This is a genomic window from Mammaliicoccus fleurettii (genome assembly GCF_002018435.1).
Classification (GTDB): Bacteria; Bacillota; Bacilli; order Staphylococcales; family Staphylococcaceae; genus Mammaliicoccus; species Mammaliicoccus fleurettii.
This window is the reverse complement of the sequence record NZ_MWJM01000005.1, coordinates 43,549-69,083: the sequence shown is the minus strand read 5'-3', so window position 1 is coordinate 69,083 and position 25,535 is coordinate 43,549. Positions and strand designations below refer to the sequence as shown.

The window sequence follows — 25,535 nt, the reverse complement described above, 5'->3', positions numbered from 1 at the left end:
ATTTCCGTGTATAGTTTTATGAGATTAAATCTCTGTGTGAATAAAATCTTACTATAAAAAATATTAACAGTCAATTAGAAAGAAATAACTTTTGAATTTCTGTTTCAATATCCTTTAGGTTATCGTTAGTTACTTTAATTTTTCCAGATGGATCATACTCGTTTATAATTCTTATTTTAAGTTTACTTATTGTTTGAATATTTCCCACATCAGCGAAACTATTATCTTTATATTTGGTATAAATTTTAATGATTTTTTCAAGTTGTTTAATACTATTAGAGAATTCTCTTGTATCTCTTAATAAGTAAAATATTTTTAATTGAATATATGATAATTTAGTGAATTTTAAAATTTTTGAACTTACTAATTCATCGAGTTCTTGTATTTTTTCTTGGTTTATGTCACTTCTTTTCATTAATTCTTTAAGCATCATTTTTAAATGAATAGTTGTATTTGTTATAACTGTAGAATCAAGAGGTATATAAAAGTCTTTGTTTTTAGAAGTTAAAGGAACTACTGTTATTGTCGGTTTAGTCTTATAATCGTTTGTATTTAATACAACAGCAAAATGGTGTCCTGATATTTCACTTCCTATATTTACACCGAAATTTACAAATACTATAGTACCTCTATCAAATTTATGGTATGTTTTTCTAATTTTATTATCATGCTCTTTTTTAAACCAAAAAGCTTGATTACTTTGCCAACTATCTATATAAGTAAATCTTTTATTCCCTGATTTTTTTAAAGTATCAAAAGTTTTAAAGGCACTGTATAAGCTATTGTTAATTTTATTTGTCATGTCTAACTCCCTATCCCCTCTAATTTATTCATCATATCTTGTGCCATTTTATCCGTAACATGCGTGTATATGGCTAGAGTTGTCTTATAATCACTATGTCCTACTCTATCTTGAATAGCTTTTAAGTTTATGCCTAACTGCGCCAGCGTTGATATGTGATGGTGTCGTAGCGTATGAGTGGTAACTCGTTTCTTAATAGAACTAATCTCTACTGCTTCTGCAATGATATTGTTAATCTTATTTAGATCTATTGGACTACCAGCAGTATTAGTAAATATAAATCCTCTATCAATAAATTGCTCATTCCATTGATTCTCTTTTTTGTTGTCTAGCATGATTGATTTTAACAAATCAAGACTTTGAGTAGTTAAACCAATAGTACGATAACTAGCAGTTGTTTTAGTGGTGTCTTTTACGCCAAATGCACCCGTTTCATTATCTTTCTTCCACACAATAGTACCATCTATTAGCAATGTCTTATTATCGAAATCTATGTTAACTGGTTGTATGGCTAGGAGTTCCCCTATACGCATACCGTTTTTAGCTTGAAAATCTATTATAGATTTAACCATCATATAGTTACGCTTGCGACCAGCATGTTTTTTATTCTTAATGAGGTAATCCATACACTCTAATAACTCTTTTAGTTCGCTATCCTCTAGGTAATTCTCTCTTTTAGCTTGTAATTCATCTCTAGTAATAGCCTTTTTAGGTATATCCACCCTATCTAATAAAGAAATATCTAAATTACCGTAATACTTATCTATATATTTGAATACTGAACGTATAGCAATCATTAGTGCTTGTATATGAGAACGTCCCATAGTTTCACTTTTAGACCAGTTGTTTATAACTTCTTGCAAGTATTTGTGAGTTATTTTCTTTATAAGTATATCTGATGCAATAGCCTTCTTAACTGTACGTATATTGCTTTTCTTCTCTTTTATAGTCGTTTCTTTAGAGCCAGAGTGTTTAGTGTAATGTTCCAGCCATTCATCACACGCATTATGAAATGTGAGTGTTTTAAGCGTGCTGGGAGTTAGGTCATTAATACGTTGTTCAATGATTCTATTTAGTTCTAATTGTGCATCTTTTTGACTGCGTACATTGTTCTTATTACGTATAACTGATACTTCTTTATATTTGTTAGTTAATGGATTTATATATCGCTCAATATATCTATACTTAACATTGCCGCCTTTATCCCTTATTTCACGCACCCACATTTATATCACTCCTTGTTTAATTTATTTTCTATTTCAGAATATGACTTTTCTAGTTCATTTGCACCTATATCTTTGTGTGTGAATTCGTTTCTAATTTCTCTGATTATATTTGCTTTATTTTTAAAGTATAGGTCAAGTAATTCTTCAATATTTTTTTTATCTTTTTCAGTCACTTTAATGGATTTGTAAAATTTCAAGTTATTTATGTCAGATAAATGAAAGTGTATATCATTAATTGGAACTTGAAAAATAGAAACCTGTTTTTCATCGTTATGATCATAAAAATTAAATTGGTAAGGTAAAGACATTGCATTTAATGAGTCATAAAATTTTTTCGAATCAAATTCTACAATTTTATTTAATTGTATCTCACCTTTAGAAATACTATTTATCTTATCAACATAATAGTTGTATTCCTCGTAATTATCCTTTAGATACATCAAATAACTTTCTATAAATTGTTTGCTTGGCATAGTTTTCTTTCCGTTTTCAATACCACTTATATGACTTTGAGAGTATTCTGTTTTGTCGCCAAGTTGTTTTGCAGTTTTATTTTTAGATACCCTAATACTTTTTAAAAATCTTCCGATTTCCAACTTAATATTATTTTGTTCAGTTTCGTTCATTTTAATCACCTCAATTACAATAATATATTAGGAATAAAAATAATACAAGAAATTCCTTGACTTTCCTAAAATTTCAGTCTATATTTATGACAAGGAATTAAAGGAAATAAATAAAAGACCTAATATTCCTAAAAAGAGTGGGAGGGATTCTATGTTTTTAACTGTGAAAGAGACTGCAGAACTATTAAGAATGAGCGAAAGACAAGTTTACAAATTGATTCAACAAAATGTTATTCCTCATATAAAAATTAAAGGAAAAATACTTGTTGAGCGTGAAGAATTACTTTTATCAATTAAGAACAAGGAGGATTCAGACAATGCCAAAAACAAAACTACAACACTTACCAACTAGGGACAATGTTATTACTGATGATGTGAAAGTTATTACAAAGCCACTTTACGCAACACCTAAACAAATAGGAGAACTATTCGGAATTAGCAGAAGTACAGTAAGTCGCATACTCAATCAATATGATCTAAACAATGAGAGTGTAGAAGATTTGTATTTTTCGCTTTCTGCAACACTAACTGTAGTTGATATTGATGCGTTTCGTAAGTATCTGAAAGCTAGAAATAAAAAACATTTATAAATGGAGGAATAGGAAAATGAAAACAAATCAAAGAAAGCAATTATCAAAGATAACTGGAGATATGGAAAGGGTTATAAATCACAGTAGCAGCTTAACGGCTGGTTATAACATTCTTACTGAACAAGGAATTTCAGAAGCAACTTATTTAGAAAAAGCAATTAATCTATTTAGGAAAGATTTATTCAACGTTTTAAGTGAATTAGATTATGAAAGCGAAGAATTTAAAATATTAGATGATGTGACAATGACTTTTAGAGATGTGTTATCAGAAAAACAAGAAGTTTATTACTACAGTGTTATAGACCAAAATGGCGAAACAAAACACACTACAAACCGTAAAGGTCATATTATTGGAATATTAGAATGGGCGTTAGAAATGATTGTCGGAAATATTGATGTGGAGGTATTTGAAAATGAACAGTGAATTATTTGAAATTATAAATTTGAAAGATGATATGGATATTCTGCAGGAAAAATTTGAGGATTTAATACAAAGTAATCAATGGTTAATTGATGAACATTTTGTAGCTGATCGTTTAAAGAGTAAAGATGAAATGATGAAACATGGGATAGGATACCATGAACAGCGAATTAGATTGACTCAATCGCAAAAATTACTTGAAGTTTATCAGAAGGAAATGGACGAATTAATTTTAAAGCTTGATTCAGAATTGAATAAATTGAATGAAGAAGGTGCTGAAAATGGCTAAATACTTATGTCTTATAGTATTGATGAGCATTTTAGGTATAACCCTCATGCTCATAGGATTATCGACTATCCAAGCGATTTATTTTGCCTGTTTATTAAGCAGTATTACATGCTGGGTACTAATTCTATTATCAGAAACAAAAAGAGCCAAAACTCATACACCGACCAAAGTAAATGAGTAATGGCATCAAATATTTTAAAAAATATATGTACTTGAATTTTAACATAAAACGAGGTGAAGTCCTAGATGGCAATAACAACAAAAGAACAAATACTAAAAGTGAATATAGAGAAAGTACCAACTGAAATGGCTCACCTAGAACAATGGGTGTTATGGAAAGCAGAACTGAACGATAAGAAAGGGTACGACAAAATACCATATCAATTAATCGGATTAAAAGCATCATCAGTCAATCCTAGTTCATGGTCAAGTTTTGATAAAGCAGCTAAACAACTTAATGAGTATGACGGTGTAGGTTTTGTACTCACTAAGAATGATGATTATATAGTTTTAGATTTGGACGATATCCACATAGACAGTGAAACGTACGAGCCTTTGACAGATATCGCAAAAGAAGTGATGCACAAAACATTCTGGGAAGTATCACCGTCTGGGACAGGCATACATGCATATTTCAAAGGTGCTTTATCTGATGAAGCTAAGCGTAAAAATAAAAGTGAACATTTGGAATTATACTCACATTCAAGATTTATGACGTTTACAGGCGTTAATGACGGTATCACAAGAGAAATTTCAAGCGATCAATCATATATAGATACATTAGTAGAAAGATATTTTAAACGTGAAGTCATTACTAACGACACTATCAATGATGATGTAACACCTTCTAATCTTGATGATGTGGAAGTTATGGAATTAATGGCCAGCAGCAAAGATGCCGATAAGTTAAGCAAATTAATGCGTGGTGGTTGGCAAGACTTATTCGAATCGCAATCAGAAGCTGATTTATCACTTTTAAATGCCCTAGCTTTCTATACGCAAAAAAATGCTGCTCAAATGGATAGAATATTTAGAAGTTCAGTCCTAATACGTCCAAAGTGGGATACATTACGTGGCAATGAAACGTATGGTCAAATTAGCATAAACAAAGCAATAGAAGGTTGTAATAATGTTTATGATCCAGAGTATAAAAAGGCTTATGCGTATGATATTCAATTAAAAGATGAATCTTCAATTAAGGGATTGTTAAAAGTAAGAGGTAGAGAAGAACGAGAAATGTTAGAGAAAGCATGGGAAGATAATGGTAAGAATGGACGTAAACCTACAACTATAGGTACTAATAGATGTGCGTATATTTTGAATGAGTTATTAACTTTTAAATTATTTGATTTAGAAGAAAACACTAAGTTGGCCATGTACCAAAATGAAAAAGGTATATACACACAGAATAGAACATTAATAAAGCGAGTTATTTCATGGTTAGAACCTAGACTGAATGAGAGAAAAGCAGAAGAAGTTATTTATCATTTAGGTAATATGGTTGAAGTGTCTGCCAAGACAAATGAACCAGATTTAATACCAGTTAAAAACGGTATTTATAACAGAAAATCAAAGTTACTTGAGCCCTTTACGCCAGATTATGTATTTACTACCAAAATCTCAACTAACTACGTTCATAATGCCGAGAAACCTATAATTGATGGTTGGGATATAGATGAGTGGATTAACGAGATAGCTTGTAATGACAAAGAGATAGCCACATTGTTATGGCAGGTTATCAATGACGCAATAAATGGGAATTACGCAAGGAAAAAAGCAATCTTCTTTGTTGGTGATGGGAATAATGGGAAGGGCAGTATACAAAACTTACTCTCAAACCTAATAGGTTTCAATAATATAGCAAGCCTAAAAGTGAATGAATTCGAACAAGAATTCAAATTAAGCGTTTTGGAAGGCAAAACTGCCGTTATAGGTGATGATGTACCAGTCGGAGTGAACATTGGAGATTCTTCTAATTTTAAAAGTGTTGTAACGGGTGATTCTGTACTTGTTAACGTGAAAAACAAGCAGCCTTATCGTGCGGAATTTAGGTGTACTGTTATTCAATCTACTAATGGCATGCCGAAATTCAAAGATAAAACGGGCGGTACTAATAGACGGCTTCTTATCGTACCCTTCAAAGCAGACTTTAACGGTTTAAAAGAGAATCCAGATATCAAAGAAATATATTTGAAAGATAAACGAGTTCTTGAATATGTATTAAATAAAGCAATCAATTTAGAATTTGATAGATTCATCATACCAAAGGCATCACAAGACATGATGGAATTATATAAACAAGACAACGATCCAGTATACGATTTTAAGTTGAGTGTATTTGATGAATGGGGAGTTAGAAAAATACCGAAATATATTGTTTATGGATTTTATAAAGAGTTTTGTAACAGTAACGGTTATTATCCACTTTCAGAAAGAAAATTCCACAGACAATTCAAAAGTTATCTTGATGAAAGCTGGAATATAGATGCGCAGGGCAAATATGATTGGGAAGTTTTATGTGAACAAATAGGTGATTTAAATAATATGCGAATAGATCTAGACTTTCCAGCTAAAGGAAAAAATTATAAATCATATGAGAATGAAAAGATGAAAATTATCTAGGGTAACTAAAGTAACTGAAGGTAACCGAAATAAATAAATTCAGTTGCAGACTTGAACGCTTGATATCATGGGGTTTGTAGGTTGGTTGTAACCGTAGAACTCTAAATTATAAAAATACTTTTAAAATAAATAACTTTACTAAATAGAGTAGGAGTAAAAGTATAAGAAGTATTTCAAAATTTCGGTTACCAGTTACTTAATTCCTTAAAACCTATGTGGCAGTAAGTCTGAAAGGTGTAACTGAAAAATACCCGTTCGGTTGCAAATCTAAGTATTTCGGTTACAAAACACAAAAAGGAGAAAATAAAAATGACTAAACCAATAAATCACGCCTTAGAAATCTTAAATAAATTGTATGTGTATCGAAAAATGACTAAGACGAAAGATGGTGTATTGAAATCAGAATTGGCTTCACTTAAAAAAATACCAATAAGAGATGAATGTGCACCAAGTAGATTGAATTTAAATAAATACATTTACTTAAACTCAAGAGATTTAACGTTAAGAGAGATAGAAGATGTAATTAAAGCGCTGCAAGTAATCGCACCAACAGTGATTAATGATAATAAACAGAATGTTATTAAAGAAGTTGAACAAATCAACAAAATTGCTGGTTACACATTTAAACAATAAGGAGGGCTTTATATGAATGGTTATCAAGATTCAAGTTGAACTTGATAAGAAATAAAAAAATTAAAAAACAGAAAGAAGGTATGTAGATGGTAAAAACTCTAGAAAAAGAAAAGGCGCGTGAATTACCCACAGAACACCGACAAGTTTTCAATGTGATAACAAACGCACCTAATAAGTATATTACAAGAGACAAAGTCTTAAGACAATTACGTCTTGAAATTAATCAAGCAAATTATCGCTGGTTAGCAAGTATTATTAGTGATCTAGTATTAAGGTTTAATTATCCGATTGGTAGTTGTCGTACAAGGGACAAGAGAGGCTACTATATCATCACAAGTAAGCAAGATAAAGATGAGGCAATAGACACTATCGAAAGCATAATAAAAGGTAATATTAAGCGTTTAGAAGCATTACAATCAATTGAAATAAAAGATGAAAAGGATGATTAATGGTGAAATCTAATTATTTATTTGATGAGTACAATAAAGAATTAAACAAACATAATGATGAAATAAATTTATTAGAAAATGACATCAGAAGAATTAAGGATAAAATTGTAGAACTGTCTACTAAATATAAGGATTTTGTTAAAAATGGTAATGAGGAACAAGCAGATACTCTTTTTAATGAAATTGAAATATTAGAGGATAGTAAGGCAAAATCACTAAAACGGTTATCTACAAAAAATGAATTACTAGAAAGTTTGAAAATGGAAAAACTTAGAGAATTATTACTAAACAGAAAAACATTACCAAGTTTATATGATGATGAAAAGTCGAAGGCAATGAATAAACTAGACAAAGCAATTGCTCAATTTAATATTGTGTTAGATGAAATAAATTCATTGAATGAAGAATATGCAAAAGACATGCATAGATTCGATTCATGGATAGACCGTTATAACATGAAAAAAGATGATGTGTTTAGAAAAGAATACGGAAGAATAATCGCTCTGTATATAGAGAATGATTTAATTAGTCCTAACATTATAAGATTTAACGAAAATAAAAAATTGGAGGTAGTAAAGTAATGGAATTCAGTAAAACTTTAGAAACTATAAACAATATGGAGTTAGAAGATGAACAAAGATTAGCACTATTGGAATCAGTCAAAGAAGACGTGAATTTTGAAGAAACACGTAATTTGGAAAACATACCTTCAATAGAAGATTTAGCACAAGAAATCAATATTAGAAAAAAATAATTATAACAGCCAAGCCTTAATTGGTTTGGCTTTATTAATATAATAACCTGTCAAAACCTTACATTTCAGACAGTTTAAAAAAGGTTTTGAATAATAGAATGAGGTGTTATTTTGACTAAGCTAACTTCAAAAGAAGAACTATTTGTTAATTATTTAGTTTCTGGTAAATCACAACGCCAAGCCTATATTAGTGCAGGGTATAACGTTAAAAACAAAAACGATGTTTATATTGATAATAAAGCATCTCAACTCTTTAATAAGCCTAAGATAATGGATAGGTTTAATGAGTTAATGAATATTTTTATTAATAAGTCTATATGGACGAGAGAAGAAGCAATTCACCAGTATTTATGGCTTTTAAATAAAGCTAAAAATCATATAGATCAGTACGGTATTTCTTATTCATCTAGTAACGCTTATCTAGGTGCTTTAAAAGGTTTAAATAAATTATCATTCGAAACAACTGTTAAAGGAAGTAAGATACAAAAAGAAATTGAACTACTCAATAAAAAAATTGATGGCATGAGTAGTAATAACAACATAGAGGACAAAATAGAAAGTTATTTTAATTTATTATCTAGTTCGAATTAAATAAAGGAGTGGTTAAATGTTACCAGACTTTGAAAAAAACAAGTTCACAGAGTATGAGTTATTGATGAAGTTTAACCCAAAGATTATTAATAGCAAGATTAAAGCTATGAATATGCAAATAGAGTGTATGTATCACTTAAATATGTCGCATGTAATCACTGATGATAATGATATGATGGTGTCTGTTTCGTACCCATTAGATAAGCTAGTTATATACATCATTGAAGAAAAAGAAAAACTAAGCTACTACAAGCGTAAGTCTACTGAAAGATTAAAGTTATTAAAGCGAGTAATCAGTTCATATACATTACAAGAGCAAAGAAATATCATGCGTTATATGGCTACCAATGGACGTGTAAAAGACTTTGATGTGATTGATAGGTTACAAGTCGATTTATATAAAGCGTGCCGAAAAACAAGCGATACAAAGCAAATAGCAACGTTTAAAGTGGAGGATAAGGCATGCATTGTATAGATGATAAGCAGGCAATGAAAGAGTTTATCTCTAATTACCACAAGTTAGCAAAGCCTATTAACTATCAAGATGAAGATATAGATACATTCTTTAATCTAACTGATGATACTGATACAGATATATTACACAATCAAAATCTAGATGCGCATATACGATTTAATGAAATAGAATCAATCATTGAGAAAGTAGCAAGCGATAAAGAGTATTTTATATTCTTATTGTTGAGTGAGGGTAAGACCTATAGAGAAGTAGGTAAGTATTTTAATTTAAGTGGTGAGCGTGTGAGACAATTATATAATGTAATGATAGAGAGATTACCATAATGGTGATCTCTTTTATTTATAGTAAAGTATGTGTGTATAGGAAAGTTTTAGGATAGGTATATCATATAATTTAAAGTCAATTTATGCTAATTTTTAGAGGGATTTAATAATTGAAAAATAAGCGTATAACTCAAGCATACCAACAGTTATAAGCGAATGATTGTTTTAAATAAATTGGCATATGAAAATCAAAAGGTTTACCAAAGGTTTAGTGGTATGAAATAGGGATAAAAAATGATAAGGTTTGTGCAAGGTTTAGTAATAAATGATGGGTATATAATAGTGAGATTATAGTGAGGTTGTAGGTGGGCAAATCACGACCTCATAAGCTGACGTCACAAATTGCTACGACAGGTCAAGGGTAGTGCGACTTTAGATTATAAATACCGTTCGCTCATTGTGATTAAAAGGACAGTTAATACTTATTATGTGGGTAGTTATATGCTAACTCGCCTAGAAATCGCTTTGAGTGATAGGGGAACACGCTCAATTTTGAGCAAGTTCAATATAAAAAGAATAGTTTACGGACAAAAATGTCTGTTACTCAAAAATGAGTAGTAGTTTATGTGTCTAATAAAAAGAGATAATTTAATCCACAATAAATCCGCAAAGTTGCGGACTAACATGAATATTCATATCTCGTATTTTTTAGACTTACCTCTTATAACTACTGATATTAAAGGTTATTGAATATGCGTGGGTATGTCTAAAATTACCGTATAGCAAAGAAGAACAATAATATATAACATATAACAAAACCCTCTAGCACTCAGGCTAGAGGGTTATTTTTATATAATATTTACATTTAAACTAAATATCCTAATAATATTAAAATGATCAAAGAGATAAAGAGAATACTCAAAGTAACGATCCATATCAATCGATAATTTATGTTCATTTCATATAATTTTAGAATTTTAAATATAGTCAATATTGATATGAGAACTAAAGCAAAGCAACTAAGGCCGAATAATATATATAAGCTAATTATTATAATTTCCATTTAAAATTTTAACTCCTAGATCTTGATAATAATCTCCACTTTTCATTTCAGTATTAACAGGATTAGAAAAAATACTAGAAACAAAAATAAATAATGCCATGAAACTTCAAAATACTTTAAACTTATCTATAAATACCACTATAGATTATATTTTGAATACAAGTTTATTATAGTATAGCTAAATTCAGAAATGTTTAATATTCCTTAACTGTTAACTATTTGTTCTTAAGTGTATTAATTATTTAAAACAAATTATATTATCTCAACAATACAATCCATACTCAATTTAATCATATAATATTGTTAGATAACTTTGAACAAGTTTTAAGGCGATTTAAAATCATATTACTAATGATGTCATAAGCCGACTTAACGAATCATTATGGCAGGTCAAAGGTAAATATTATATCTTACAACTTTTAGACTAACCCTTTATAACTATTGATATTAAAAGGTTTTGAATATATGTGAGTGTGTCTAAAATTAGCGTATAGCAAAGAATAATAATATATAACGTATAACAAAACCATCTAGCACTCAGGCTAGTGAATCCAAAAAGTCAAAGGTCGACAAACTTGGAAAGATCCGAAAACTGGATGGAAGAGTACAAAAGATAATGAAAATGGACACGGTGGAAGTTATAATAAATTGTTAAATAAAGGTGGAAAAATATTAATAAGGTAGGATGTAAAAATGTCTGATGTAAATAAAATAAATAGTATTAAAGATATTGACTTCAATACTTTAAAAAATACTTATAATGTATTTTTAGAAAATGAATTGTCTCAGATAGAAGATAACGGTATTTATACCAATAAACATTATTTTCAAAATGTATATCATAAAGCGATTCGAGTCTTTGATGAGATTTTTGATTCAAAAGATCAAATGAAGCTAATTCATTCGATTTCTACAAATAATATATTCCCTCGTAAAAGTAGGTTTTCTGAAAAATTTCTAACTAAACAAATTGCTTCCTCGTATAAGTATGAACAAATAATTAAAACTGATGATGTATTTAAGATAAGTAATGTATTTACATACCAGTGCAAGAAAAAGGACATTAAATATGGAAAACTTATAAAAGCAATATGTAATCAAGATTTTCCAAAGTTAACTCCTAATATCAATCAACAAGAAACTTTTTCATCAATATATTTCATTAACATTGATAAAGGGATTCTGTTCCACTTATATGATGATAGAGGTTTTATAATTGTATTCAGCGATGCAAAGGACTTTGAAACATTCAAACAAAGGCATGAAGAATTAGAAATTGAAAAATATACTGAATATGAAATATAGTTTAATATTAGCGTATAGCAAAGAACAATAATATATAACGTATAACAAAACCCTCTAGCTCTCAGGCTAGAGGGTTATTGTTGGTTTCTCATCTAAAATTTATTAAACTTCAACTGCTCAATTACGTGATCGTGATTTTTATAGAGTACTAGATCTGATCTGTTTTTGGTTGGTAAAATATTTTTTATCAGATTGACTTCGTTTATATTGTCCCAGAGGTCTTTTGCTATCGTGATGGCTTCGTCTTGCGGGATGTCTCGATATTTATAGAAATGTGAGTCTGGCTTCTGGAAGGCTTCTTCTTGCAAGAGTAAGAAGCGATTGATATACCATTTTTTCATATTTTCTATTGTTGTGTCTAAATATATTTTGTAGTCGATATAATCACTTACAAGTTCTTCTTCATGTGGGCTTACTTGGAATATGTTCACGCCTTCTATGATGAGGATGTCAGGACAATCTATGTTGTGATATTGATCTTTAAGTCGATCATAAGTGATATGAGAGTATGTGTAAGTTGGTATATTTCTTTCATTGTTTTTTATTTGTTTTAAATGACTGATTAATGTTTTAGTGTCATAACTTTCAGGGAAGCCTTTTTTAGAAAGTAAATCTTTATCAATCAATTCTTGTTTAGGCATAATATAACCATCTGTAGTGATAAGATCGACTTTCCAGTCTGTATTGTACTCTTGAAGTAGGTTTAAGAGCAGTCTTGATACTGTACTTTTTCCTACAGAAACACCACCTGAAATACCGATGATAAATGGTGTAGTATTATTTCTGTTCTGTAATTTGTTGTTTATATCCGATGAATAATCTTTATGGAATTTAACTTTGTTAGTTAAAAAGTTAATGAGTGGCAAATAAACTTCATTAATTTCAGAGTTTGTTAAGTAATCATTTAGACTGATGATTTCTTCTAAATTTAAATGACTCGTATCCATATCTAATTTAAAATTTGTATTTCGCCATTCTTCTTTTGTGAATTTCATAATGAGTTCCTTTGCTATAAGAGTTTATCAGTTTTTTACAGTACTCGTATAGGGTAACATAAAAGTTAATGAAAGTGCTTTATTAATTTTTAAAATTCTTTTCAAAAGCCTAAAAAAAGCCCTCAGGATATATTCCTAAGGACTTTTACTTAAAAACCTGACATTGCTATTCTGTCCTCTAATACTTGATTAACAAAATCTACTGTGGACTCTCGAGATATAGGGTTGTGACCCATTTTTTTATTGTTATAGAGGATAAATTTAATATTGGTACTATTGATATTATATTTATCTAGAAAACTACAGAATGGCGTGTAGTGTCTATTCATATCTGTCTTACATAATCTGTTCTGTATATAGTAAATCTTTGGTACGTACTTTTGAATTCTGAAAAGACTTGTAATAGATATTCTAACTGCAAATTGTTTTTTTATGTTGTCTCTTGAGTAATCAGGGAATATGTTTTTATATAGTTTCTCGACATTTGTTTTGTCATATCGATCAACATAACATTGTGGATTATTTACAACTGCAGTAGATTCTTTGTGTAAAGTAGCAAGATACATCGACATAAATCCACCTGCAGATGAACCACAATAGACGACTTTGTTATTCTCTATATTGAGTTGGTCTGTAATTGTTTTGGCAATCTCAGAATAGTCCCTTAGATAATGACGTTCTTTAGTACCTACACCCCAACCTAATCTTAATTGCGTATTATGAATCGTTCGATCGTCTATATACAAGCAATTTGCATTAAAGTCTTCATGCCATTTACTTCTCATAAAAACAGGTGGATTACTTTTAGCAGGGTCATACGCGCCATTTGAAAATACAACTAATTTATCGTTGTTTTCTTTAAGGTTTAATTTGATGTAAAAATCTAAATCTTCTTTTATAATTTTTACAACTTGATTGTTATGTTTCCATAACGCTTTAGTATTAATATCTTCGTAATTTAATGTTTCCATAATGTGAAACACTCCCAATTGTTAATGTTAATTAAACGAGTTAATATAAATTTCAATATAACAAAGTAAAGTTGCATTTAACAATTATATAGTGGAAATTTACAAAAACTTAACAAAAAGGGAGTTTGAACATTAATGTCCAAACTCCCTTTTATTGGATTAAATATTGAATAATCTTTGGAAGAATCCTTTTTTCTTTGGTTCTTCATCAGTTTGTTCATTATTTTCTAAATTAGTTACAACTTGAGAAGATGTAGTTTCTTCTTTTTCTTCTTTTTCTTCTTTAGTAGCATCATTTGCAGCTTCTTTATTTACTGTATCTTGAGTAACTGGTGATTCTGCTTTATTTTCTTTAGGAACATCTTTATTAGTAATGTCCTTTTTAGCAATATCATTTGTAGTTATATTTTTATCAGCAGTAACTTCTTTATTTTCTACTTTAACTTCTTCTTTTTCTACGTCTTTCTTGTCTGAAGTAGTTGTAGGCTCAGTTTTAACAGCTGAAGCTTTATCTTCTGATTTAGCCACTGTTGGTTTCTCTTGTTCTTTAAGTTCAGTATTAGGTGTATCTTCGTTTAATTTAGTATCTTCTTTGCTATCAGCAGTTTCTTTAGTAGCTTTATCTGCTGTTACTTCTTCAGCACTGTTAGCCTTTTCTGTTGTACTTGCTCCAACTTTAGTTTCTGTAGCTTGTGAAGTTTGTTCAGGAGCTTGTAAAGCTAACGTTTGTTCCAATTTTTGTTGTTGGATATGTACTTGTTGTAACATTTCTCCTAACATTTGTCTTTCTCTACGCATATGTTGAACTTCTAATCTTAATTCTTCGATTAAATGTTGTAGCTCAGGTGTTTGATTGGCTGGCTCGTCTTTAACTAGAACTTGTAAGAAGTCTTTTTCTTGTTCAAGCGTTTCGAAAGCTTGATCATAACTGTTAGTTTCTTTGACCTTTTCAGCTATTTCTTGGAATAGTTCAATATCTTCTTCTTGGAAGTCAGTTGCTTCTCTTCCACGGTATTCTGTCTTAGAAAGTTGATATCCTCTATCTTCTAAGTGCTGTACGATTTTTCTGACTTGCTTTTCACTAAGACCGACCTTAGCTGAGAATTCTTTAGTTAACATGGTATAAATCATCCTTTGTTTGACAGTAGTTTTATAGGTAGGGTTGTCTGTGGGTAGACAACCGTCACACTTCCCTTATTACATTACATGTAATTAAGATAAAGTTCAAGTATTTGTTGTATTAATTATAGAAAGTATTATATACAAATAAGAAATATGTCATTATTTATGAAATCTGAAAATTTGTGATTAGTTTCAGCTCCTTGTTAATGGTTAGGATTATTGTAACAAAATGAGCAGTATCATTTTTTGTGGTTATTAATTAAATTTTATAAATAAAGAGAGCTAATCCGAAAATGATGGATAAGCTCTCTTTATTTGAGAATGGGTATTTTTGTCCCAACCTCACTATTTTAATAATTTATAATAATTGCCCGATAAATACTGCGATGATAATGATTGGAAGAACAAATTTAACTAAGAAATACCAAACGTTGACGAATATTCTGCCTTTTTTAGTATCACTCATATTAAGTTCTTTCAAAATTGTCTCTTTATTAAATATATGACCGACAAAGATTGTAACACCTAATGCACCGATAGGCATTAATACGTTTGCGACTAGGTAATCCATATTATCAAAGAATGTTCCAACACCAAATGTGAAGTTTTGTAACACACCGTTTGATAATGCAGAAGGGATACCGAATACAAATACTAAGCTACCAATAATATATGACCATTTTTTTCTATTATCGTTATTATTTTTAGTAATGTTAGATATATTCAATTCTAATAATGAAATTGAAGATGTAATTGCTGCAAACAAGAATAATATTAAAAATAGCAGATAGAATAATTGTCCTATAAACATTTGATCAAATACTTGAGGAAGAACAATAAACAATAATCCTGGTCCTTGATTTGGTTCTAAACCGAAAGCAAATATTGCAGGGAATATTGCTAAACCTGCTGCTATAGATACTGCAATGTTCATCCATACAATGGCGCTAGCACTTTTTACGATATTGGTCTTGCGATTTAAATAAGAAGCGTAAGTCATCATTCCACATGTACCAAGTGATAAAGCGAAGAATGATTGTCCTAATGCGTATAGTATACCTTCAGAGCTTAAATCTGAAATTTTTGGTTGTAGGAAATATTGAATACCTTCAACTGCACCGTCTAATGTTACTGATCTAATAATAATGATGACAAAAGATATAAATAACAGTGGCATCATTATTTTTGATGCTTTTTCAATCCCTTTTTCGACACCTTTACTTACAATAACGACAGTAAAGAGTATAAAAGCGAATTGACTAGCTAACGAGTAAAATGGGTTAGAGATGTAATCAGTAAAAATATTACCGTAATCATGGGATTGTGTTAATCCAAAGCTATCTAATAAGGTACGTATAATATATAGAATAATCCAACCACCAATAACACTATAGAATGAAAACAATACGAATACTGTTAAATTCCCGAGCCATCCTATTAAATTAAATGATGATTTCCCAGATACTTTTTTGAAGATATTGGTTGAATATGTTCTACCATAGCGTCCCAAAACAAACTCACTTAAAAGTAAAGGTAAGCCAACGAGCAGTGTAAATATAATAAATATTAATAAAAATGCGCCACCACCATAAGTACCAGCCATATATGGAAACTTCCAAACTGCACCTAGTCCAATTGCAGAACCAGCACTGGCTAAAATAAAGCCAATATTTGATGACCATTGCGATAAATTTTTCATTTTAATTCCTTCCCTTACTATATGAATACTTTAAAGCGGTAAAGCTTTTAAGTAAAAAAATAAAACTCATAGACATGAATTTTACACGATAATGGTGTCGAATGCAATATGAAAAATGAGGCTGAGACAATTAATTATCTCAGCCTCAAAATATTAAATTGACAGTAGGTGTCTTAATTAAAATTTGATAAATTTATTTATTGACCGATAGTACCGTTACTTTCGTCATTCCAAGCAAGTACGCTTTCTACAGGTAATCTACTTGAGTCATGAGGTGCTTTAACACCTTTACCAATTGCGATTAAGTGAGCTGGAACATATCTTGAAGTATCAATGTTTAAAGCTTCTAGTACAGCTGTTTTATCGAATCCACCAATTGGATTTGTATCATAGCCATGGTCTGTAGCGATCAACATTAATTGCATTGAAGCTAAGTTAGCATCCATTAATCCTTGTGCGTTAAAGTAACTTTCATCAGCACTACTAATTAAATTAGAAATAGTTTCAATGAAGTAATCTTTAGAGTTTTCATCCATATAACCAAGTTCAACATTTTTCTCATAAATGTCACTTACATATTCAGCGTGTTTCAAATCTGCAAGAACAAGAATAATTGCACTTGAAGAGTGTAATTGTCTTTGGTTGAATTGTACAAGGTGGTCTAATTTTTGTTTCGTTTCTTCAGAATCAATTACAACGAAGCGCCAAGGTTGAAGATTAATTGAAGATGGGGCTTTAGTTGCAAGTTCTATCATTTCTGTCATTTCTTCTCTAGGAATTTTAAAGTTTGGATCGAATTCTTTAACTGATTTTCTTTTATTTATAATTTCAGTTAATGAAAGTTTTGAGTGTGTCATTTTAGTTCTCCTTTTAGTATGATGTCATTATAATGCACTAATTATTAGGAAAAACAAAATAATTAGCTTACGGTTCAAAATTTATTTTGGAGGTTTTGAAAATGGAAACGAATACAGTATTGTCGCGTTTACAAATAACTAAACCAATATTTTTAGCAGGAATGGCTGGTGGAGTGACGACACCTAATTTAGTTGCTGCTGTTAGCAATGAAGGAGGGCTTGGACAAATTGGTGCAGGCTATATGACACCAGAAACACTTGCCAAAGATATTGATCAAATTAGGGAAATGACACAAAATCCATTTGGTGTAAATTTATTCGTGCCAGAATTCCCTGAAATAAATCAAGAAAAAATAGATAATATGAATAATCTATTGAAACCTATAGCAGAAAAATTAAACTACGAACGAGTGAATGAAGTTTCAATAGAGGACAATTTTGATGAAATGATAGACATAATTATTGAGAAAAATGTAGAAATTGTTAGTTTTACTTTTGGGAAACCTTCACAAAATCTTGTTCAAAAATTACATCAGCATCATATAATCGTGATAGGTACAGGAACCAACTTTGAAGAAGTAAAAGCTCTAGAAGATATAGGTGTAGACGCAATAGTATTACAAGGAAGTGAAGCGGGTGGTCATAGAGGTTCGTTTAAACAAGAACTCCCTTATGTCCGATTAACGTTGGAAGAATTATTCAATCAAACTTACAACAAAGTGAATTTGCCGCTAGTAGTAGCAGGAGGAATTACAACACCTGAACAGGCTAAATATTATATTGAAAAAGGTGCGGCAGCCGTACAACTTGGAACAGCATTCTTAACTACAAAAGAAAGTGGTGCGCCAAATATTCATAAAGAAAGTATTTTAAAAGCAAAGTCTGAAGAAATAACTTTGACGAATACCTTTAGTGGTCGTTATGCAAATGGTATAAACAATACTTATATAAAGTATATGGAACAATTTAAAGAAAGCATCTGCTCATATCCAATTCAAAATAAATTAACACAACCAATGAGAGGGCAGTCTAAAAAATTAGAAAATCCAGACTATATGAATCTTTGGTGTGGCACGCATCCAGAAGGCGCAAAAGATGAAACAGTAGCTGAGTTAATGAAGAGATATTATATAGAATAAGGTTATATCTTAAATGTCCTAAAAATTTAATAAGAGCAGAAATTCATTTTAATAATGAATTTCTGCTCTTATTTTTTATGAAAATCATTTATGTTCCAGAATTTTTTCGTTGTATGGTGTTGATTTTGGGTATGTCTTCGATTAACTGTCGACTTAATCTACAACTTGGCTAATCTCTTCGATTAACTGTCGACTTAATCTACAACTTATTTCATTCTTTCAAAAATTCTAATTTATGTCCTAGGATTCTTGTTTAATTATTATAATTCCATTGAATCCAATAGTTCATATACAAATTCTCTATCATTTTCATTTCCATGAATATATTTATTAATATAACATGAACGAATACTTGGTGAGATTACATCTTTTTGAAGTGGTAAGTATTGTTTAATGTATAAGTCTATCGGTGTTGGTGGTAATGATTTTTGTGGATTTGGTTGTATATAGGGTATATCTTGTTGAATTTCATAACCATGTCTATTAAAGAAATTATTTCTTAAAATGGCAAGGTCTTTTTTACTTTGATCATCGTATGAATCTGCTCCAAATGATTCTAACATAATCATGTTAGCGTCTCTTCCATGAACGTTCTGAGCATGTTTATGTAGTGCTTCTTCAGTTTTTTCTAAAGTTTGTGCACCGACACGTTGATTACGGTATTCAGGGTGTGTCATTAAATAAATGATAAAAGCTGAGTTGGTAGTAGGTTCATAGTGTCCTGTAGATAAACTAACAACTGTATCATCAATTAAACCAACTAAAAATATATAATGCTTTTTAATATGTTCAGATGTTAATGAGTGAATAAAGACGTGACGATCTTCTCTTACTTCAGCTTTGAAAATTTCTTCGTACATTTCTAAAGACTTTTTAAATAATGGATCATCGATAGATGTTACAACTTCAAAATTCATAGTTATGAACCCCTCAAATCAATATTTTCTAATATTATAACATAAGATATTAATAGAGGTAGAATTCAACTGTGATGATAATAAAAAATAAGAGGCTGAGACAATTAATTGTCTCAGCCTCTTAAGTATTAAGTTTATCGTCTATTATTATCTTCTGTTGGATTGTTTATATCTGCTTCTTCACGTCTTACTTTTTCAGATACATGCTCTGTATCTTGAACTTTATTTTTTTTGATAACTATTTCTTCAGATACAACATTCTCTTTATCAACATTTACGCGTTCTTCGTGTAATGGAACACGCACTGAGTCGTCTCCTTGAGCGTTGAAGTCTTCGTCAACTTTCTCATTAACTGGTCGACGTTCAATTGTAACTTCTTCGCGTTCAACTGGTACATCAAATTCTTCTTGTTCTTCAACTACGCGTTTATCAACTGATGCCTCACCAGTTTCAACGTTCTCTTTATCTACATTTAAACGTTCTTCATGTAATTGAACAGAATCTTCATCTTTGTCATTTCGAGTACCATCATTAAATGATTGATTAGATGCATTAATGTTAGTATCTCTTTCATTTTGACTAGTTGAGAAATTAGATTCACGTGTTGTATCTACGTTTGATGCAGGTGGCTCAACACTTTCATTTGGCTTATCATAATTTAATGTTGAACGTTCTGCTTCCACATCATCATCGTGAACTCTTGAGAATGATGAATCATCATTTCTTGAAAGATCTTGTTGGTCTTTAACATTATCCGTTTCGCGATATGTGGTATTTGTTTTTTCTCTATTATTTAATGCTTCTAAATCTCTTTCGTTATCACTAGAGTATACTTTACGATTATCTTCATCGTTTACTTGTGTTTCTTGTTCATCAGACTGTTTGTTCGCATAACCAGCAGCGCCAAGTCCTGATGCACCTGCTAAGTTTGCTGAAGTGGAAGTGTCATCATTATTATCAGCAAAATTAGAATTGTCTACATCATCATGTGCAACTTCTTCTTTATCAATACTATTGCCATAGCGATTAGTGTCAGTAGATCTATCTGTTTCTGCTTCATTATCAAATGAAGGTGAATCCGTTTTTTCTGTTGTATTATGAGTTAAATCATTATTAGAAACGTCATCGCTTCGGTTAAATTCATTTTCTCTTTCAGCGTTGCCAAATTCGTTTTGATTTTGAGAAATGTCATTATCGTTCTTAGATGAACTAGCTGCAGCGGCACCAGCAGCACCTGCTCCTAATCCTGCACCGGCAACTGTTCCTTTAGAAACGCCATTTGAATCATTGTCTTCATTTGAATTACGAGAAACATCATTATTAGAAACGTCGTCACTACGGTTGAATTCATTTTCTTTATCAGCATTGCCAAATTCATTTTGATCATGAGAAGTATCGTTATCATTCTTAGATGAACTAGCTGCAGCAGCACCAGCAGCACCTGCTCCTACGCCTGCACCAGCAGCTGTTCCTTTAGAAACGCCACTTTCTTCATTCCCTTCATTTGAAAATGGTTTTGTATTGTCATAATGTTCATTTCCTGATTGAGAACCTTTAGGGTGTTCTGAATCATAGTTTTTACTATCATCTAAATTATCATTATCAATATATAACAAGATCTTGCCGTTATTTAAATCTGCTTTGTACTCATCTAATTTCTCTTCTGGAACATGTACACTTGATAAAACTCTTTCCTCAGAACTTTCACCAGAGAATAATGCCGTAATCTTATCACTAAATGATCCTCTTGAGCTTTTAACTTTAACATCTGTGTAATCTAAAGAGTTATCTTCTAACTTATCCTCAGAGATAACTTGTAAATCACTTTCTCCTACGCCTTCTTGCTTTAATTCATCAATACGTTGCAATAAATCACTTTCGTTATTAAACTTTTCTATTTTACCCATACTAAAACCTCCATAAATTTGTAATGTGTAAAAATCTGATAAATAGTGATTATTCTCTTGCGCTTAAAACTTAATAAATATTGTTTATATAAATACAATATAATTCACAAATACCCTTGTAGAAAGGAATCAAACAAAAATAAACCAACTTTCTAATTATTTAAACAATTCAGTTTATTTAAATACTGTTTAAATCGCGTGATTATAAGGTTTTGCCTATTGTAAAAATACTGATACTTTGTTATTATCAATGAATAATTTATTACTAAAAACTCATATAATCTGAAGGATATGGCTTTAGAAGTTTCTACCGTGTTGCCTTAAATGACACGACTATGAGTAAATGAATAACATTGGAATCAGACTATCTAAAATGGTGTGGTTTTATATTATTTTTTACTCATCTTACCTATTTTTTAGGATTAAGGTGTGTTTTTTTTAATCTAAATGAGGAGGCGAGTAGTGTGAGGACACTACAAGATAGAGTTAAAGAAGACGGTGTGGTAATCGACGAGAAGATTCTTAAAGTTGATTCATTTTTAAATCACCAAATTGATGCAAAGTTAATGTACGAAGTTGGTCAAGTCATTACTGAACACTTTAAAGATAAGAAAATTACGAAAGTACTTACTATTGAGGCTTCTGGTATCGCACCAGCAATTATGGCTTCTTTACATTTAGATGTTCCGTGTTTATTTGCTAAAAAAGCAAAACCATCTACAATGACGTCTGAGTTTTATCACACAGATATCCACTCATTTACAAAAAATACAACAAGTACAGTGGTTATTTCGAAACAATTTTTAAATGAAGATGATCACGTATTAATTATCGATGACTTTTTAGCGAACGGTGAAGCATCATTAGGTTTACATCGTTTAGTGAAAGCTGCTCATGCTACAACATCAGGAATAGGAATTGTTATTGAAAAAAGTTTCCAACCAGGTAGAGAAAAATTAGAATCTGAAGGATTAGAAGTGTTATCACTTTGCCAAGTTGCTTCTTTATTAGGAAATGAAGTCAAGTTGGTAGGCGAATAAAATGAAAAATTTTATATTAAGTATTCAACATTTACTCGCTATGTATGCCGGGGCCATAATGGTACCTATTATTGTAGGTTCTGCTCTTAAGTTCACACCAGAAGAAGTTGCATATTTAGTTTCTATTGATATCTTTATGTGTGGTGTGGCAACATTTTTACAAGTTTATAAAGGAATAGGTATTGGACTACCGGTAGTCTTGGGATGCACATTTACTGCTGTTGCACCAATGATTCTAGTTGGTAATACACATGGTATTGGTGTCTTGTATGGTTCAATATTCTTATCGGGTATTATTGTTGTCTTAATTTCTCCATTTTTCTCATATTTAGTAAAATTATTTCCACCAGTTGTTACAGGTAGTGTAGTGACAATAATCGGTATCACTTTAATGCCAGTAGCTATGAACTATTTAGCTGGAGGAGAAGGTGAGAAAAATTATGGAGATGCTAAAAATATATTCCTAGGTGTCTTCACACTAGTCATTATTTTAATTATACAACGATTATCAAAAGGGTTTATAAAATCTATTGCCATACTATTAGGTTTACTGATTGGTACGATAGTTGCTTCATTTTATGGATTATTAGATACATCAAGTTTAAGAACATCAAATTGGTTAGAGTTACCAAGACCATTTAGATTTAGTGGCTTTGAATTCGAATTTGGCACTACGATTGTTTTTGTAATTGTAGCAATTGTGAGTCTTATTGAATCAACAGGTGTGTATCACGCACTGAGTGAAATTACGAAGCAACCAATCACTAGGAAAGGTTTATCAAAAGGTTATAGAGCTGAAGGAATTGCTATAATGATTGGAGCAATATTTAATGCATTTCCATATACAGCATACTCTCAAAATGTCGGACTCGTATCATTATCGGGAGCTAAAAAGAATCAGATCATGTATATGATGGTTGCACTTTTAATTGTATGTGGATCGATACCAAAGCTTGGTGCTTTAGCAAGTATGATTCCTTTCCCTGTATTAGGTGGCGCAATGATTGCGATGTTTGGAATGGTTATGGCTTACGGCGTTAAGATGCTTGGAGGCATAGACTTTAACAAACAAAACAATTTACTCGTAATTGCTGTATCTGTAGGAATAGGTGCTGGAATTACTGCTGTACCACAAGCGCTTGAAACATTTGGAGAACAATATGCATGGTTAACTCAAAACGGTATAGTACTTGGTACTTTCTCAGCTATTATATTGAATTTGTGTTTTAATGGATTAAACAATCAACAAAACATTGAAAATGTGAAATAATAAATATGAAAATAAATAAGTGGAGGTTCTATTCATGTGGGAAAACAAATTTCAAAAAGAAGGTTTAACGTTCGATGACGTATTATTAGTACCAGCAAAATCAGAAGTATTACCGAGTGATGTAGACTTAAGCGTTTCATTATCTAAGAATATTCAGTTGAATATTCCTATTATCTCAGCTGGAATGGATACAGTTACTGAAGCTAAAATGGCGATTGCTATGGCTAGACAAGGTGGCTTAGGTGTTATTCATAAAAATATGTCTATAGAACATCAAGCAGACGAAGTGCAAAAAGTTAAACGTTCTGAAAATGGTGTTATTACAAACCCATTCTTCTTAACACCTGACGAACAAGTATATGCAGCAGAAGCATTAATGAGTAAATATCGTATTTCTGGTGTACCTATTGTTAATAACGAAGAAGATATGGAACTTGTAGGTATTATTACGAACCGTGATTTAAGATTTATCGAGAACTTCTCCATCAAAATTTCAGATGTTATGACTAAAGAAGATTTAGTGACATCTCCAGTTGGAACAACTTTAGATGAAGCTGAAGAAATTTTACAAAAATATAAAATTGAAAAACTTCCATTAGTATCTAACGAAGGTAAACTTAAAGGCTTAATTACGATTAAAGATATTGAAAAAGTAATTGAATTCCCTTATGCTGCAAAAGATAAAGAAGGACGTCTTCTTGTTGCCGCTGCATTAGGTATTGCAAAAGATACACCAATCCGTGCTCAAAAATTAGTAGAAGCGGGTGCAGATGCACTTGTTATAGATACTGCTCATGGTCATTCTAAAGGTGTATTAAATGTAGTTAAAGAAATTAGTCAATCATATCCAGAAGTAACAATCATCGCAGGTAATGTTGCAACGCAAGAAGGTACAAGAGCATTATTTGAAGCAGGAGCAGATGTAGTTAAAGTTGGTATTGGACCAGGTTCAATTTGTACAACGCGTGTTGTTGCTGGTGTTGGTGTACCTCAAATTACTGCTATTTACGATTGTGCAACTGAAGCTCGTAAACATGGTAAAGCAATTATTGCTGATGGTGGTATCAAGTTCTCAGGAGACATCGCTAAAGCATTAGCAGCTGGTGGTAACGCTGTAATGTTAGGTAGTTTACTTGCTGGTACAGAAGAAAGCCCTGGACAAACTGAAATCTTCCAAGGACGTCAATACAAAGTATATCGTGGTATGGGCTCACTTGGTGCAATGGAACAAGGTTCAAAAGACCGTTACTTCCAAGAAGACACTACAGCTAAGAAATTCGTTCCAGAAGGTATTGAAGGTAGAATCGACTTTAAAGGACCTCTACAAGATACAATCTATCAATTAACTGGCGGTATTAAGAGTGGTATGGGCTATACAGGTTCAGCTAATTTAGAAGCATTAAGAGAAGATGCTCAGTTTATTAGAATGACTGGCGCCGGACTTAAAGAATCACATCCGCATGATGTTCAAATTACTAAAGAAGCACCAAACTACTCATTTTAATTAAA

The 25,535-nt window shown here is 31.0% G+C and carries 27 protein-coding genes and 1 riboswitch; of the genes, 17 read left to right on the top strand and 10 right to left on the bottom strand.

Features of this window, described 5'->3' with window-relative positions:
- Positions 1–70: 70 nt before the first annotated feature.
- The 3 genes from B2G86_RS05655 to B2G86_RS05645 are packed head-to-tail and all read right to left on the bottom strand — an operon-like array spanning position 71 to position 2,654.
- Positions 71–802 carry a type II toxin-antitoxin system PemK/MazF family toxin gene (locus tag B2G86_RS05655; protein WP_078357162.1) on the bottom strand — a complete coding sequence of 244 codons (732 nt, stop codon included), beginning with the start codon at positions 800–802 and terminating at the stop codon, positions 71–73.
- 2 nt (positions 803–804) lie between these two features.
- A complete protein-coding gene (locus B2G86_RS05650; protein ID WP_078357161.1) occupies positions 805–2,028 on the bottom strand; it encodes a tyrosine-type recombinase/integrase in 1,224 nt (407 codons plus the stop codon).
- Positions 2,029–2,033: 5 nt separating this feature from the next.
- Entirely contained in the window at positions 2,034–2,654 is a 621-nt protein-coding gene (locus B2G86_RS05645; RefSeq protein WP_078357160.1) for a helix-turn-helix domain-containing protein, read from the bottom strand.
- Positions 2,655–2,805: 151 nt separating this feature from the next.
- On the opposite strand from B2G86_RS05645, the gene B2G86_RS05640 reads away from it, so the two are divergent.
- The 13 genes from B2G86_RS05640 to B2G86_RS05585 all read left to right on the top strand — a co-directional run bounded on the left by B2G86_RS05640 (position 2,806) and on the right by B2G86_RS05585 (position 12,109).
- Complete coding sequence (locus B2G86_RS05640; RefSeq protein WP_078357159.1) at positions 2,806–3,006, top strand: helix-turn-helix domain-containing protein; 201 nt, start codon at positions 2,806–2,808, stop codon at positions 3,004–3,006.
- Complete coding sequence (locus tag B2G86_RS05635; RefSeq protein WP_078357158.1) at positions 2,972–3,244, top strand: helix-turn-helix domain-containing protein; 273 nt, start codon at positions 2,972–2,974, stop codon at positions 3,242–3,244. The genes B2G86_RS05640 and B2G86_RS05635 overlap by 35 nt, the downstream gene beginning before the upstream one ends.
- Positions 3,245–3,260: 16 nt before the next feature.
- A complete protein-coding gene (locus tag B2G86_RS05630; RefSeq protein ID WP_078357157.1) occupies positions 3,261–3,668 on the top strand; it encodes a pathogenicity island protein in 408 nt (135 codons plus the stop codon).
- Positions 3,658–3,954, top strand: a complete 297-nt coding sequence (tscT, locus tag B2G86_RS05625) for a type II toxin-antitoxin system toxin TscT (protein WP_078357156.1) — start codon at positions 3,658–3,660, stop codon at positions 3,952–3,954. The genes B2G86_RS05630 and tscT overlap by 11 nt, the downstream gene beginning before the upstream one ends.
- 246 nt (positions 3,955–4,200) lie before the next feature.
- Complete coding sequence (locus B2G86_RS05620) at positions 4,201–6,576, top strand: phage/plasmid primase, P4 family (RefSeq protein WP_078357155.1); 2,376 nt, start codon at positions 4,201–4,203, stop codon at positions 6,574–6,576.
- A gap of 309 nt (positions 6,577–6,885) precedes the next feature.
- A complete protein-coding gene (locus tag B2G86_RS05615) occupies positions 6,886–7,209 on the top strand; it encodes a hypothetical protein (RefSeq protein WP_078357154.1) in 324 nt (107 codons plus the stop codon).
- Between the two features lie 86 nt (positions 7,210–7,295).
- The gene (locus B2G86_RS05610) at positions 7,296–7,658 is read left to right on the top strand and encodes a hypothetical protein (protein ID WP_078357153.1); all 363 of its coding nucleotides are present in this window, start codon (positions 7,296–7,298) and stop codon (positions 7,656–7,658) included.
- A 2-nt stretch (positions 7,659–7,660) separates the two neighbouring features.
- Entirely contained in the window at positions 7,661–8,239 is a 579-nt protein-coding gene (locus tag B2G86_RS05605; RefSeq protein ID WP_078357249.1) for a hypothetical protein, read from the top strand.
- Positions 8,239–8,412: a hypothetical protein gene (locus tag B2G86_RS13375; protein ID WP_198931319.1), complete on the top strand. Its 174-nt coding sequence runs from the start codon at positions 8,239–8,241 to the stop codon at positions 8,410–8,412. Before B2G86_RS05605 ends, B2G86_RS13375 begins: the two co-directional genes overlap by 1 nt.
- 111 nt (positions 8,413–8,523) lie before the next feature.
- The gene (locus B2G86_RS05600; protein WP_158079023.1) at positions 8,524–9,003 is read left to right on the top strand and encodes a terminase small subunit; all 480 of its coding nucleotides are present in this window, start codon (positions 8,524–8,526) and stop codon (positions 9,001–9,003) included.
- Between the two features lie 16 nt (positions 9,004–9,019).
- A complete protein-coding gene (locus tag B2G86_RS05595; RefSeq protein WP_078357151.1) occupies positions 9,020–9,478 on the top strand; it encodes a pathogenicity island protein in 459 nt (152 codons plus the stop codon).
- On the top strand, positions 9,466–9,801 hold the full coding sequence (locus B2G86_RS05590) for a hypothetical protein (protein WP_078357150.1): 336 nt from the start codon (positions 9,466–9,468) through the stop codon (positions 9,799–9,801). Before B2G86_RS05595 ends, B2G86_RS05590 begins: the two co-directional genes overlap by 13 nt.
- Before the next feature lie 1,696 nt (positions 9,802–11,497).
- Positions 11,498–12,109, top strand: a complete 612-nt coding sequence (locus B2G86_RS05585; RefSeq protein WP_078357149.1) for a DUF3885 domain-containing protein — start codon at positions 11,498–11,500, stop codon at positions 12,107–12,109.
- Positions 12,110–12,201: 92 nt separating this feature from the next.
- On the opposite strand, the gene coaA is transcribed toward B2G86_RS05585, so the two are convergent.
- The 5 genes from coaA to B2G86_RS05560 form a co-directional block, all read right to left on the bottom strand.
- Positions 12,202–13,104, bottom strand: a complete 903-nt coding sequence (gene coaA / locus B2G86_RS05580) for a type I pantothenate kinase (protein ID WP_078357148.1) — start codon at positions 13,102–13,104, stop codon at positions 12,202–12,204.
- A 149-nt stretch (positions 13,105–13,253) separates the two neighbouring features.
- A complete protein-coding gene (locus B2G86_RS05575) occupies positions 13,254–14,075 on the bottom strand; it encodes a prolyl oligopeptidase family serine peptidase (protein ID WP_078357147.1) in 822 nt (273 codons plus the stop codon).
- Positions 14,076–14,234: 159 nt separating this feature from the next.
- Positions 14,235–15,194, bottom strand: coding sequence for a hypothetical protein (locus tag B2G86_RS05570; RefSeq protein ID WP_078357146.1), 960 nt, complete (start codon positions 15,192–15,194; stop codon positions 14,235–14,237).
- Between the two features lie 361 nt (positions 15,195–15,555).
- Positions 15,556–16,896, bottom strand: a complete 1,341-nt coding sequence (locus tag B2G86_RS05565) for a sodium-dependent transporter (RefSeq protein WP_078357145.1) — start codon at positions 16,894–16,896, stop codon at positions 15,556–15,558.
- 197 nt (positions 16,897–17,093) lie between these two features.
- Positions 17,094–17,753, bottom strand: coding sequence for a nitroreductase family protein (locus B2G86_RS05560; protein ID WP_078357144.1), 660 nt, complete (start codon positions 17,751–17,753; stop codon positions 17,094–17,096).
- 101 nt (positions 17,754–17,854) lie between these two features.
- Here B2G86_RS05560 and B2G86_RS05555 point away from each other — a divergent pair, with 101 nt between their 5' ends.
- The gene (locus tag B2G86_RS05555) at positions 17,855–18,892 is read left to right on the top strand and encodes an NAD(P)H-dependent flavin oxidoreductase (RefSeq protein ID WP_078357143.1); all 1,038 of its coding nucleotides are present in this window, start codon (positions 17,855–17,857) and stop codon (positions 18,890–18,892) included.
- Positions 18,893–19,152: 260 nt separating this feature from the next.
- Here the strand turns inward: B2G86_RS05555 and B2G86_RS05550 are convergent, their stop codons facing one another.
- Together B2G86_RS05550 and B2G86_RS05545 are read right to left on the bottom strand one after the other, a co-directional pair.
- The gene (locus B2G86_RS05550) at positions 19,153–19,809 is read right to left on the bottom strand and encodes a GNAT family N-acetyltransferase (protein ID WP_078357142.1); all 657 of its coding nucleotides are present in this window, start codon (positions 19,807–19,809) and stop codon (positions 19,153–19,155) included.
- 134 nt (positions 19,810–19,943) lie between these two features.
- The gene (locus B2G86_RS05545; RefSeq protein ID WP_078357141.1) at positions 19,944–21,716 is read right to left on the bottom strand and encodes a DUF2382 domain-containing protein; all 1,773 of its coding nucleotides are present in this window, start codon (positions 21,714–21,716) and stop codon (positions 19,944–19,946) included.
- A 253-nt stretch (positions 21,717–21,969) separates the two neighbouring features.
- A riboswitch (purine riboswitch) is annotated at positions 21,970–22,072 on the top strand.
- Positions 22,073–22,180: 108 nt separating this feature from the next.
- Between B2G86_RS05545 and xpt the strand changes: the two genes are divergently transcribed.
- The 3 genes from xpt to guaB are packed head-to-tail and all read left to right on the top strand — an operon-like array spanning position 22,181 to position 25,530.
- Positions 22,181–22,756 (top strand): xanthine phosphoribosyltransferase, encoded by a 576-nt coding sequence (gene xpt / locus B2G86_RS05540; RefSeq protein ID WP_078357140.1) that lies wholly within the window; start codon positions 22,181–22,183, stop codon positions 22,754–22,756.
- A 1-nt stretch (position 22,757) separates the two neighbouring features.
- Positions 22,758–24,026 (top strand): nucleobase:cation symporter-2 family protein, encoded by a 1,269-nt coding sequence (locus B2G86_RS05535; protein WP_078357139.1) that lies wholly within the window; start codon positions 22,758–22,760, stop codon positions 24,024–24,026.
- A 34-nt stretch (positions 24,027–24,060) separates the two neighbouring features.
- Positions 24,061–25,530 carry an IMP dehydrogenase gene (guaB, locus tag B2G86_RS05530; RefSeq protein WP_078357138.1) on the top strand — a complete coding sequence of 490 codons (1,470 nt, stop codon included), beginning with the start codon at positions 24,061–24,063 and terminating at the stop codon, positions 25,528–25,530.
- Positions 25,531–25,535: the final 5 nt, after the last annotated feature.